Origin of the sequence: Blautia sp. MSK.20.85 (assembly GCF_013317245.1) — a bacterium.
In the GTDB taxonomy this organism is placed as follows: Bacteria; Bacillota; Clostridia; order Lachnospirales; family Lachnospiraceae; genus Blautia_A.
Genome location: NZ_JAAIUN010000026.1, coordinates 40168 through 53241 on the forward strand (window position 1 = coordinate 40168; position 13074 = coordinate 53241).

Consider the following 13074-nt stretch of genomic DNA (forward strand, 5'->3'; position numbering starts at 1 on the left):
TACCTGAAAGCGGAACGGATGTATAGAGTAAAAAAGCGAAGCGGACGTTCGGAATCCGCTTCGCTCTTTTTTTATATAATAACACTTTGTCTTTCTATCAGCTTATGCCTGTGCCTCTTTTTTCTCGAACTGACTATTATAAAGATCTGCATAAAATCCTTTTCGTGCCAGCAGTTCTTCATGATTGCCCTGCTCGATAATATCTCCGTCTTTCATAACCAGGATCAGATCTGCATCTCTAATGGTGGAAAGCCTATGGGCAATGACAAAGCTGGTTCTGCCCTTCATCAGGTTATCCATGGCCTTCTGGATCTGCATCTCGGTTCTGGTATCTACGGAAGATGTGGCCTCATCCAAGATCAGAATCTTATTGTCCGCCAGGATCGCCCTTGCAATGGTGAGCAGCTGCTTCTGGCCCTGGGAAACGTTGCTGGTCTCCTCATCCAGAACCATCTGATAGCCGCCAGGCTGCTGCATGATAAAGTTGTGGATATGAGCCGCTTTTGCAGCTGCGATCACCTCTTCATCGGTTGCATCCAGTCTTCCGTACCGGATATTTTCCATAATGGTTCCGGAGAACAGCCAGGTATCCTGCAGTACCATTCCAAACATCTCACGGAGATTACTGCGGTTGAAATTACGGACATCATGACCGTCAACCTTGATACTTCCGCCGTTTACATCATAGAAACGCATCAGAAGTTTGACCATGGTTGTCTTTCCGGCACCGGTCGGTCCTACGATAGCGATCTTCTGACCGTCATGCACATCCGCGGAAAAATCATTTACAATGATCTTATCCGGGTTGTAGCCGAATTTTACATGCTCAAACTGTACATTTCCTTCCAGTCCCTCAATAGAATCCGGATTCTCCGGCTGAAGTTCTTCCTCCGGCTCCTCCAGGAATTCAAATACACGCTCGGAGGCTGCCGCGGAAGACTGCAGAAGGTTTGTAACCTGAGCGATCTGCTGGATCGGCTGTGTAAAGTTACGGATGTACTGGAAGAAAGACTGGATATCACCAACCTCGATCCTGCCTTTGATCACAAAAATACCACCTAAAAGCGCAACCATTACATATCCCAGGTTTCCCACAAACTGCATGATCGGCATCATCATTCCGGAAAAGAACTGAGATTTCCATGCAGACTCATACAGCTTTCCGTTATCACGTTCAAACTCGGTGAGAACATCCTGCTCTTTGTTAAATACACGTACAACATCATGTCCGCCGAAGTTTTCCTCGATCTGGCCGTTAACTCTTCCCAGATAATCCTGCTGTGCCTGGAAGTATTTCTGGGAATGCTTCATTACCTTGTTGATGATAAGCATGGAAACCGGCAGGATCAAAAGTGCTGCCAGTGTCATCCATACATTGATAGACAGCATCATGATAAAGACACCGATCAGTGTTGTCACAGATGTGATCAGCTGTGTCATACTCTGGTTCAGGCTCATCTGCAGCGTATCCACATCATTGGTCACTCTGGAAAGGATCTCACCGTTGGTACGGCTCTCAAAATAATTCATAGGAAGACGGTTGATCTTCTTTGAAATATCTTTTCTCAGATTATATGTGACATCGTTGGAGATACCGGTCATTACAAATCCCTGTATAAAAGAAAACAGTGCACTTGCCAGATATAATCCAAGTGTCCACAGAAGGATCATTCCGATCTTCTCAAAATCAATTCCGCCGGTTCCGTTAACCTTGGCAACCAGTCCTTTATAAAGCTCTGTGGTTGCTTTTCCAAGGATCTTCGGACCTACGATATTAAATACCGTACCTGCTACCGCAAATACGAACATCAGCATAAAACGGAATTTGTAGCGTCCCATATAACGGAACAGTTTGGCCATTGCCCCTTTAAAGTCCTTGGCCTTTTCGGTGGGCTGCATTCCACGGCCTCCCATAGGCCCTTTTCGTCTTCTCTGCTCACTCATGCCAATTCCTCCTCTGAAAGCTGACTCATGGCAATCTGACGATATACCTCACAGTTCTTCATAAGCTCTTTATGTGTTCCGATTCCTGCCATACGGCCATCATCCAGTACAATGATCTTATCTGCATTGAGAATGGTACTGATACGCTGTGCAACGATGATCGTTGTTGTATCTTTTGTATGCTCCTTCAGTGCTTTACGTAATGTACTGTCTGTCTTGAAATCCAGTGCTGAGAAGCTGTCATCAAAGATAAAGATCTCCGGTTTCTTGGCAATGGCTCTCGCAATGGAAAGTCTCTGCTTCTGACCACCGGAAACATTGCTTCCGCCCTGGGCGATCGGTGACTCATAGCCCTCCGGCTTTGTAACGATAAATTCTTCTGCCTGTGCTACCTGGGCAGCTTCCTTTACTTCTTCCTCTGAAATATCCGTTTTTCCATAACGGATGTTAGAATCGATGGTTCCTGAGAACAGGATTCCCTTCTGCGGAACATATCCCAGTCTCTCACGTACATCCTTCTGCGTCATTTCACGGACATCCACACCGTCAATCTTAACAGCACCTTCTGTTGCATCATAAAATCTCGGGATCAGATTTACCAGAGTACTCTTTCCGCTTCCGGTACTTCCGATTACGGCAACGGTCTCACCTTTTTCTGCCTTAAAGGAAATGTCAGTCAGGACATTCTCTCCGGCTTCCGGATAAGCAAAGCTTACATGATCGAATTCTACGGTTCCTTTTGTCTGTGCCTCTGGTTTCACCGGATTCTCCGGATCATGGACACTGACCTCTGTTTTCAGGACCTCATCAATACGAAGTGCTGCAACATTGGCTCTTGGAAGCATAATGGACATGGCGGTGATCATCAAAAATGACATAATGATCTGCATTGCATACTGGATAAACGCCATAACATTTCCAACCTGCATGGTTCCGTTGTCAACTGCATGTGCGCCACTGTAGATGATAAGAACCGACACTCCGTTCATGATCAGCATCATGGTCGGCATCATAAAAGTCATACATCTGTTTACAAACAGGTTTGTTCTGGTAAGTGTGGCATTGGCCTCCTCAAAACGCTCTTCCTCATGTTTCTCACGACTGAACGCACGGATTACCGGGATACCGGTAAGGATCTCTCTGGTAACCAGATTCAGCTTGTCGATCAGAGTCTGCAGGATCGTAAATTTGGGCATTGCCACCTGGAACAGCACAAAGATCACAAGCAGGATCAGTGCCACTGCTACGCCAAGGATCCATGTCATGGATGCATCCGTATTCAGCACACGGAGCACACCGCCAACACCAAGGATCGGCGCGTACAGAACGATTCGAAACAGCATGGCCATTACCTGCTGCACCTGCTGGATATCATTGGTACATCTTGTGATCAGGGAAGCGGTTGAAAATTTATGGTATTCTCTGCTGGAAAATCCGATTACTTTATTGTAAACACTGTTTCTCAGATCATGTCCAAGAGAAGCAGCAACCCTGGAGGAAAGAAATACCACACAGACCGCTGCCATCATAGTGATCAGCGCCATCAGGATCATCCGCAGGCCGGTGGATTTCATATAATCCATCTGAATGGCATCCACATCCTCACCCATTGCTTCATACTCTGCACGGACATAAGAAACACCTGCCTGTGTGATAATGGAATCCTGCATCTTGTCGATCTTTTCACTGACCTGTTCCTTCATTGCAGCAAGTGCCTCTGGCGGCATCTGGGAAAGTGCTTCCATGGGGTCCGTTCCTTCCGGAATGTCCATTTTTGCAAGAGCTGCTTTGGTTTCCTTACTATCCGAGGTCAGAGTGGAAACGATCACCATCGGTTTGCCGAAAATATCATTCAGCTTATCTCTGTCTTCTTCGGAAACCTTATCTTTTAATACCAGATTGTCTCCATCTTCCTCATAAAATTTATCAACGGTTTTCACATCGGCTTCATCCATAAACAATTTCAGGTTGTCCATGGATGTTTTTCTGATCTTCTCAGGGACACTGTCCTCAATACCGTTCTGCTGGATTCCTACATTAATGATCTTGGATGTATAATCCGGCAGCGACAGATCACAGTATGCCTGAAGAAAAAGAAGCGCAATGATGAGCACGATATAGCCCGCTGAACGTTTCAGATATTTCATCAGTTTAATCACGTTTCTGTTCCTCCTTTTCTGTTATTTCCTCCATCGGAGTCTTTCCTGTAAATTCCTCCGGCTGGATCTTTTCAATATTTGCAAGGATCTGCTCCAGAAATCTCCGAAGCAGGCACTGTTCTGCCTCACTGAAGCCTTCCAGCATCACTGCTTCATTTTTATGGATCCGCTCCAGTGCCTTTGCCTTGGTCTCTTTTCCTTTTTCTGTCAGGTAGATCCTGGTCACACGCTGGTCTTTTTCATCCGGCTTTTTATAAAGAAAGCCTGCCTTCTCCAGTCTCTGTACGGAAACATTTACCGTGGGCGGCTTGATATTCAGGATCTTCGCAAGCTCCCTCTGACTTAAGCCATCCTTCTTGGCAACAAGTCCCAGGACCGGGATCTGTCCCGGATAAATGCCAAGCTCCTGCATCTGTCCAAAACATTTCGTCATAAAATGTCGGTCTACCTTCATAAATAAAGTTAAAAAGCTGCTCTGCTTTTCTTTCCCATCTTCCTTCTCACAAAACACACTGTCACCCCTTTCATAAACAAAACAGCTGTTCTGACTCCGTTCTGCTGCCTGTTCATAAATATATTCGCCATATATTTTAATTAGTCGGCTAACTATACATAATATACATCTGCACAAAAAATGCAACTATTTTTTGTGAATTTTACACTTTTTTTAGATTTACAAGCATTTTTAACCGGAAACAAAATCTTATAATTGTTTTGTCTGGCTAATCTATTTAAAAAGAATAATTGTCAAGCGGATATTCGCAATCCGCTTCGCTACGTAGCTCTACACCAAATAACTGCTCCGCAGTTTATCAGGAGGCTCTTGCACTCTTCCTGATACAAGCAAGTCCCCACCCACTGCTTATTGCTTTTCGCAACCCCGCAGGGGACTTACTTGATTTGGTTAAACTTTCATATTTGTGCTCAAATATAAGATTCATCTGTCACAGTTTCCGTCACAAATTGAAAATCCTTTTTTCCAGCTTTATAATACGATTAACAACTCGATAAACAGGAGGATCCTTATGTCAAAATTCAGCAACTACCTCAGAAAACTTATCGATCAAAGTGGAGAATCCATTGCTTCAATTTCACGCAATGCAGGAATTGAAAGGACATCAATCCACAAAGCCCTGAAAGATGAACGGATTCTTTCTTATAAAGCCATGCAGATACTGGCCCGTTATTTTGGTCTGTGCACAGAAGAACGTCAGGAATTTTTCCGCCTGCATGACATCAGTCTACAGGGTGAGGATGCCTATGAAAATCGTCAGGCTGTCTGTGATTTTCTGAATACTTTGGCATCTGTTGATTTCTCCATGTTTCCGCCCCCAAAAGTAAACTCGCTTCCTCTGACCGATTCTCTGATCAACGGAGAATACGCTGTTCGCAGTATTATCCGTTCAGTATTAATCTACGAAGTATCTCATCACACAGATGTAGAAATCCAGATGTTCCTTCCAGAGAAACTTGATCTTACTATGGAATTTATGGAATTATGGTTGAATGAGAATCATTTTTCAGTCAGTGAACTTCTTTATCTGCACCGTGTCAGCACTCTGTCTCCAAATCCGGCTCGCAGAAATCTAAAGAAGCTCGGTTCCATAATTCCTCTGTGTCTTGCTTCCCGGGACAGTTATAAACCTTATTACTTTACAGAAAACCAGCACGCAGTTACAGCTTCTCCTCTGATCTACTATATCATTACCCCATCCTGCCTGCTTCAGATTTCTGAAGATCTGAGTACTGCCAGGATCAGTGACAACACAGAATTAATTTCTTATTATCGCAATTTTTTTCAAACGAAACTGCAAAACTGCGATCTCCTCATCCAGTGCAGTTCTAATATTATGGAAGTCCTTCAGGAATACATTGCCGGCACTTCACCGGATACCATGCAGGTTTTTATGTCACAGCCCTGTCCCGGACGCTATATAACACCTGCAATCATCAAAAAATATCTGAACAGCAACGATATGCCCTATCATCCTATGTACGAGCTTGTGGAACAGCATTTTTCCGTACTACGTCAGGATCAGATCACTTACCTTACTGTTTTTACAGAAAAAGGTCTGTCTGATCTTACACAAACCTGCGTTCTGCAGGATATGCCACCTCAGTATGTTCCACCACTGGATCCTGATGATATCCGTCAAATGCTAAAAACCCTGTATAAAGAAATTTCCGATGAAACTATTTCCGGACTGATTCTTCGCCCCACTCACCTGCAGTTGCCAGACTACTTAACCATATATGTCACATCCACCGGAATTCATATTTATACAACCAACGCTTTTGTTTTTGGAGCATATTGCTGCAATATCCATATTCAGGAACATTCCCTGTGCAAGATTTTCAGCGAATTTATTAAAAATCTGCCGGGAAGCCCTCTTGTCTACACAAAAGAAGAAACTCTGAATCTGCTGAAACAGTATATTGCGCTGATGCCCTGATCACAAAAAATTATCATAAGGAGGACCAACACTATGAAAAAGAAGTTCCTTGCCTGTACACTTGCGGCACTGATGTGTCTGCAGCCTGCGTCGGCTGTTCTGGCTGAAGATCTGGATTTTGGAGAAGACTCCACCGGAATCACCGAGGAATCCCATCTCCTCACAGAAGAAAACACCGAAGATATTTCTGACTTTATAAGTTCTGATGAAGAACAGGATTCTTCTGTATCTGATGCAGAACCTGACCTTGCAAATACAGACATTCCTGAAGCAGATACGGAATATCCTGCTGATGAAATCTCGCCGGAATTTTCTGATAATTTTTTAGATAGTCTGCCGATGGAACCCGATTCTGATGTTGTATCAGAACCGGTTACCGATAATGACTTTGATGACGGAAGTGTACTTTCAGCCGGCAGCAATGTAACTGATGATGGATTCCAGTATACTACTTCCGGACTTTACGCCACGATCACAAAATATACAGGTGGTGATTCAGAAGTAACGATACCTTCCAAAATTGATAACTATACTGTCACAAAAATCTCTGACAGTGCCTTTGCCTACAACCCTGTAATTACCAGTGTAGTCATTTCCAACACAGTTACGGAAATCGGTAATTTTGTATTCTATGGATGTGATGAACTGAAATCTGTGAAGCTTCCTTCCAGATTAAAAAAACTGGGCTACTCTTTTATTGCAAATACACAGATCTCCAGTCTTACCATTCCGGCAGGACTTACTTACTGTGCGACAGGTGGTTCCAGTTCGGACACTATGTTTGGTCCTCTTGGCGATGCCAATACTTTGAAAGAGCTAATTCTGGAGCCCGGAATGGAATGTATTCCCGACAACCTGGCTCTGGTAAAAAGTGTTTCCAATACGCATCTGACTTCCGTATCTATCCCGGATTCTGTCACTTCCATCGGTAAATATGCATTTAAAAACTGTGTAAAGTTAGTAAACATTTCCATTCCCGATTCTGTCACGGTCATTTCCGACGGTGCTTTTTATGGTTGCAAAAAACTGATCTCCATTCATTGGTCCGAAAGTCTTGAACAAATTAATTATGAAGCTTTTGAAAATTGTGTTTCCCTTGAAGCGATCACCTTTCCAAAAACAATCAATACCATTGGGCCTTCCGCATTTTCAGACTGTACTTCCCTCTCTTCCATTTCTTTTACGGACAACAATAAAGGTGGTGCCTATGTCGATATTCAGTCCAGTGCGTTCAGCAACTGTACTGCTCTGGAAAATATTTCTTTTTCCAAAAATGTACGATATCTGGGTGATTCTTCTTTTTCCGGATGCTCCTCTCTGACTAATGTCGAGCTTGACGACGCTATTACCACCATTGAACGCTTTGCTTTTTGCAACTGTTCCTCACTGAAATCTATCACCCTTCCTTCCAAACTGAAAAAACTGGGATACTCTTTTATTGCAAATACACAGATCACCAGTCTCACCATTCCGGCAGGGCTTACTACCTGTACAACAGGCGGCTCCAGTACTTACGAGAGTCAATACGGACCTCTTGGCGGTGCTAACACTCTAAAAGAACTTATTCTGGAACCCGGCATGGAATATATTCCCGATAATCTGGCAAGAGTGGAAAGTACTTCCGGCACACATTTGACCTCCATCTCTATACCTGACTCTGTCACCACCATAGGTCAATATGCATTTAAAAACAATGCAAAATTAACAAATATTTCCTTTCCGGATTCTGTCACTGTCATTTCTGACAATGCTTTTTCCGGCTGCAAAAAACTGATTTCCATTCGCTGGTCAGAAAATCTTGAACAAATCAATTATGAAGCTTTTCAAAACTGTATTTCCCTTGAAGAGATTACTTTTCCAAAAACGGTTAATACAATCGGAAACCTCGCGTTTTCAAACTGTACTTCCCTCTCTTCCATTTCTTTTACGGACAACAATAAGGGGGGTGCTTATGTCGATATTCAGTCCAGTGCGTTCAGCAACTGTACTGCTCTGAAAAATATCTCTTTTTCCAAAAACGTAAGATACCTGGGTGATTCCTCTTTTTCCGGATGTTCTTCTCTGGTTAGTATAGAGCTTGACGATGCTATTACCACCATTGAACGACTTGCTTTTTGTAACTGTTCTTCACTGAAATCTATCACCCTTCCTTCCAAACTGAAAAAACTGGGATACTCTTTCATTGCAAATACACAGGTTAACAGTCTCACCATTCCGGCTAATCTTACTTCCTGTGAAACTGGTGGCTCCAGTACTTATGACAGTAAATACGGACCTCTTGGCGGTGCCAGTGCTCTGAGCGAACTGATTCTGGAACCTGGTATGGAAAATATTCCCGATAATCTGGCAAGGGTAGAAAGTACTTCCAACACTCATATGGCTTCTGTATCCATTCCGGATTCTGTGACTTCCATCGGAAACTACGCATTTTACAACTGCAAGGCTCTGGAAGAAACCTTCATCCCTGGTTCCGTAACTTCCATTGCAGATACAGCTTTCCAGGGTTGGAAAAATCTTGTGATCAAAGGTTATTCCTGCTCTGCGGCCGAAACCTACGCAAATGCCAACAACATTCCATTTCATGAAATTATCCAGGAAGGAACCACTTATATCAGTGGACATCTTGACGGTGTAAATGCAGAAAAAGGCACAATTAATATAGAAGGAAAAAATTATACTGTTGCTTCTGATTTCAATCTTACCCAGGCAACCTCAATCCTTGTTAACAGCAAGGACAAAATCGTTGTTTTCACCTACAAAAACAGCAGAGTTACTCATATGGAAGAAGCGGCAAACCTTGTCACTCCTTATATAATCGTAAACTTTATACCAAGTGCAAACACCTTTACGTATGAAAATGGCCAATACGACCATTCTTCCCAATCAGGTACATTAAAAATCGCATGCAAATTCAGCCAAAATTCTGCTTATTCTGAGGCTGAACTAAAAAAGCTGCTTGCTGATTATACAGTCTCTGTTAAGGGAATAAAAATGAATACCAATTCCCCATTAAAAGCTCATTTTAAAGAAACAGGATTTACTTCATTCATAGAATATCCAACTCCTTTAAGAATCAAAGCACCCGAAACCAAAACTATCTTAACGCCTGAATTCAGCATTACATCCAATTTTGTTCCAGAAAAATCCACCACAAAATTAACTGCTGAATTCTCCATATGTTATGGGGACTCTGACTCATATGTGCATTCCACAAACAGCACACTGTATATTTATAACCAGGATTACACCCGTCAACAAGCAGAAAAACGTAAAGAAAAGACAGAACGCGTCCAGAACATGACCAAAGCCCAGCAAATGCTTAAAAACAAAAATATTCTCACCAGAGATCCGAAACTGGGCGAATATTTTACTACTAAGCAGCAAAATGAACTGTATGATTTCTTATCCGGATATATGGCTGTGGCCATCAATTCCTCTTCATTCTCCTACACTGGAGATCGGAATAATCCTGTCAGTCAAAAAATTCTGGAAAAACTTTTTGACAAAATGGGAATCAGTAAAAAGGCCACAATAACTGGCCAAACTTTAACTGCCTCCTTCTCCATATCCGCTGCTACCAAAAAAGGAGCCCGTACGATCAACTTCACCTATTCCGTATCAAACTATGGCTGGGGTGACATCAGCTTCGGGGCCTTCGGAACATTGAATTACACTATCAGTCAGGATAACTGTTCAGGAATCATCGGTATAGCCAGTGCAGATATGGAAGCTTTTGCAAAACAGGTAAAATCTGTGGCCGAGGCTTCAGTAAAAAATGTCTATGATGAAACCTGGGGCAAACACGTTGATGAAGTAGCTGAAATTCTCTTTACCAAAACCGTAACAGACCTTATGAGCCGTACAAAGTTTGGATCTTTTTCCAATTGTGTTTATACTATGTACACCAAAGCAGTCGAATCCTCCAGTTCTTCCAGAAGAAACACCAATGCAAAGATCCACTGCCCGGTAGATGTATACGTATACGACGGCAGCCATAATTTATGCGGTTCCATTGTAAACAACATTGTAGATACCTCTTACAACGACATATTTATGTATGTAGATGGCGACTCCAAATATGTTTCCTTCTGCGGAGATGATTATTATCTGAAACTGACAGGAAACGATACCGGCTCCATGACCTACGAAGTAGAAGAGTACGACGGAGATACTCTCACCAGAAAGATTGTTTACAATGATATTCCTCTGACTTCCGGAAAAACCTACAATACCTACATTCCAGAAAGCCAGAACCTTGATACAGGAATCTACTCTCCTGTAGATGAATCCGGAGAAAAAACAGTAGCTTCTTCCGACACCAGGGAAACAGCTCCGGAACGTATTTACGTAGAAAACATCCAGTTGGATCAGCCTGAAAAATCTCTGATGACCGGAGAAACTTTTTCCCTGATTCCATCCGTATCACCGGAAAATGCCACGATCAAAGATGTTCTCTGGGCATCCGACAATGAAACTGTTGCCACGGTTGACGATATCGGTACTGTCAAAGCAGTTTCCGCTGGTACAGCCATTATCACAGTCAAAACTTTTGACGGCGGTTTTCTGGCCACCTGCACAGTAACTGTCACATCACCTGAAATCTCTGTAGATACACTTACTGTCACAGTTGATGATGTTTATTGCGATGGCAGGGAACAGACTCCTGAAGTAACTGTAAAAAATGGCGACACACTTCTGTCATTGGATAAAGATTACAAACTGACATACTCCAATAACATCAAACCAGGAACTGCCTCCGTTACGGTTACAGGCATGGGTTCCTATACAGGCTCCCGCAAGATCAGTTTTCAGATCCTGGAGAAATCTCATAAATGGAGTTCCTGGAAAACTGTAAAATCCGCCACAGTTTTTCAGCCAGGCCAGAAACAGCGTACCTGTGCATACTGTGGAAAAACAGAAAAAGCTGCTATAGCACAGCTCAAAGCAACCATTAAACTCAACATGACCTCGATTCTTCTGCAAACAGATCAGACTACTACTGCATTCAAAGTAACCGGACTAGCCAAAGGTGACAAAGTAAAATCTTACAGCTCTGCGAACAAAAAAATTGCCACCATTGATTCCCACGGAAAGATCAAAGGAATCCGTCCAGGCAGCACAAAAATCACCGTCACGCTTGCCAGCGGCAAAAAGGCTACTGCCAAAATAAAAGTCCAGCAAAAAACAGTCGCAACTCAGAAACTTACTGTTTCCCCATCCCGTCTTTCTCTGAAACTGAAAAAGACCTACAAATTAAAAATATCCCGCACTCCACTGACCACAGTTGAAAAAATAACTTATAAATCTTCCAACTCAAAAATTGCATCTGTGAATTCTCAGGGAATGATCACTGCACGAAAAAAAGGCACGGCCACCATTACCATTCTCTCCGGCAAAAAGAAAGCAACTGTTAAAGTAACTGTTAAATAAAATCAAAGATAGCCGCATCGTAGAATCGATATCAGATCAATATCTCTACACTGCGGCTATCTTTATAACATCGTTTTCCTGTTCCTGATTTTTTATACAAACTGGTTCACTGCCGGATCATAAGCATAATCAATCATATCGAGCTTATCCTCCAGCTCTTTTCGCACAAGGCCTCTGTCCTCGCAGAAATCATCCAGAGATTTATAAAAATCCCTCAGCTGTGTATTTACATAACTTAAAAGCATTACCGGGTCCTTTGGTATCATGATCTGTTTCCATCCTTTTTCTCTGATATTTGTCTGAAGTTTACTATCTTACCAATTTTGTCTTTTGTCAAGAGCCAGGAAGGAAAATTTTTCAGGATCTTTTATTTCTTCAGTATCTGATAAACCGGGGCCCCCTCACACTGCTCAGGCTTTCTCACATCGAGGATCTCCGCGATGGTAGGCGCCACATCCACCTGCCGGATCACCCTGTCTGTGATCTTTCCCTCTTTAATATCCTCCCCTGCAGCCAGGAAAACAGGGGTAACCGATGTCTGTGCATATCCTTCCGCCGTGGATAACCCATCTCCATGAAGCCTGTTAAAGCCTTCATTGATCGTAAAGATAATATCCCCGCATTCTGCTCCCCCAAGTCCCAGAACAACGCTGTCCTTATTTCGCATGGCAATTCCCACCACACGCTTTCCGGTTGCCTTATCCCTGTAAGAATAGAGATCCGAAATGATCTGTTCCTCCAGATCATACTTGTCCTTCGCCTCTACAATTCCGTATTTATCTCTTCCCTTCAGGTTGATATAAATATAATTGCTTCGTATCTGAACCGCTCTGGTCTTTTCCCAGTCGATCTCATCTACCGGATCTCCGTTTTCATCCTTCTTTCTCACGGTGTATCCAAGTTCTTCCATCACGCCCAGATTCAGGCCGCCATACTCACCCAGGATCGGAGGAACATTTTCTCCCACAAGAAGTCCATGATCCGATACAGTGACATCCTCCCCCACCTATAGAGGTGGGGGCTTCCCAACCTCGGCAAGTTTGGTTCTCGTTCGATAGCACTACTGTGCTAAGCATAAGCGAGCTATC

At 43.1% G+C, this 13074-nt stretch carries 7 protein-coding genes; 2 read left to right on the forward strand and 5 right to left on the reverse strand.

Annotated elements, in window-relative coordinates; genetic code table 11:
• Nucleotides 1-102 precede the first annotated feature (102 nt).
• The 3 genes from G5B12_RS13010 to G5B12_RS13020 are packed head-to-tail and all read right to left on the reverse strand — an operon-like array spanning nt 103 to nt 4614.
• Nucleotides 103-1944, reverse strand: coding sequence for an ABC transporter ATP-binding protein (locus tag G5B12_RS13010; RefSeq protein WP_118071230.1), 1842 nt, complete (start codon nt 1942-1944; stop codon nt 103-105).
• Complete coding sequence (locus G5B12_RS13015; RefSeq protein ID WP_021976919.1) at nt 1941-4103, reverse strand: ABC transporter ATP-binding protein; 2163 nt, start codon at nt 4101-4103, stop codon at nt 1941-1943. Before G5B12_RS13015 ends, G5B12_RS13010 begins: the two co-directional genes overlap by 4 nt.
• The gene (locus tag G5B12_RS13020) at nt 4096-4614 is read right to left on the reverse strand and encodes a MarR family winged helix-turn-helix transcriptional regulator (RefSeq protein ID WP_242996935.1); all 519 of its coding nucleotides are present in this window, start codon (nt 4612-4614) and stop codon (nt 4096-4098) included. Before G5B12_RS13020 ends, G5B12_RS13015 begins: the two co-directional genes overlap by 8 nt.
• A gap of 514 nt (nt 4615-5128) precedes the next feature.
• On the opposite strand from G5B12_RS13020, the gene G5B12_RS13025 reads away from it, so the two are divergent.
• Together G5B12_RS13025 and G5B12_RS13030 are read left to right on the forward strand one after the other, a co-directional pair.
• Entirely contained in the window at nt 5129-6556 is a 1428-nt protein-coding gene (locus G5B12_RS13025) for a helix-turn-helix domain-containing protein (RefSeq protein ID WP_174088459.1), read from the forward strand.
• Nucleotides 6557-6589: 33 nt separating this feature from the next.
• A complete protein-coding gene (locus G5B12_RS13030) occupies nt 6590-11986 on the forward strand; it encodes a leucine-rich repeat protein (RefSeq protein WP_174088460.1) in 5397 nt (1798 codons plus the stop codon).
• 92 nt (nt 11987-12078) lie between these two features.
• On the opposite strand, the gene G5B12_RS13035 is transcribed toward G5B12_RS13030, so the two are convergent.
• Together G5B12_RS13035 and G5B12_RS13040 are read right to left on the reverse strand one after the other, a co-directional pair.
• Nucleotides 12079-12252, reverse strand: a complete 174-nt coding sequence (locus G5B12_RS13035; RefSeq protein ID WP_118064036.1) for a DUF4250 domain-containing protein — start codon at nt 12250-12252, stop codon at nt 12079-12081.
• Between the two features lie 101 nt (nt 12253-12353).
• A complete protein-coding gene (locus tag G5B12_RS13040; protein ID WP_021976924.1) occupies nt 12354-12992 on the reverse strand; it encodes a type I phosphodiesterase/nucleotide pyrophosphatase in 639 nt (212 codons plus the stop codon).
• Nucleotides 12993-13074 lie beyond the last annotated feature (82 nt).

Bases quoted from the DNA above. Each gene is read 5' to 3' on its own strand.
- G5B12_RS13010 (WP_118071230.1), bottom strand. From the start codon at position 1,944: ATGAGTGAGCAGAGAAGACGAAAAGGGCCTATGGGAGGCCGTGGAATG.
- G5B12_RS13025 (WP_174088459.1), top strand. From the start codon at position 5,129: ATGTCAAAATTCAGCAACTACCTCAGAAAACTTATCGATCAAAGTGGA.
- G5B12_RS13030 (WP_174088460.1), top strand. From the start codon at position 6,590: ATGAAAAAGAAGTTCCTTGCCTGTACACTTGCGGCACTGATGTGTCTG.
- G5B12_RS13035 (WP_118064036.1), bottom strand. From the start codon at position 12,252: ATGATACCAAAGGACCCGGTAATGCTTTTAAGTTATGTAAATACACAG.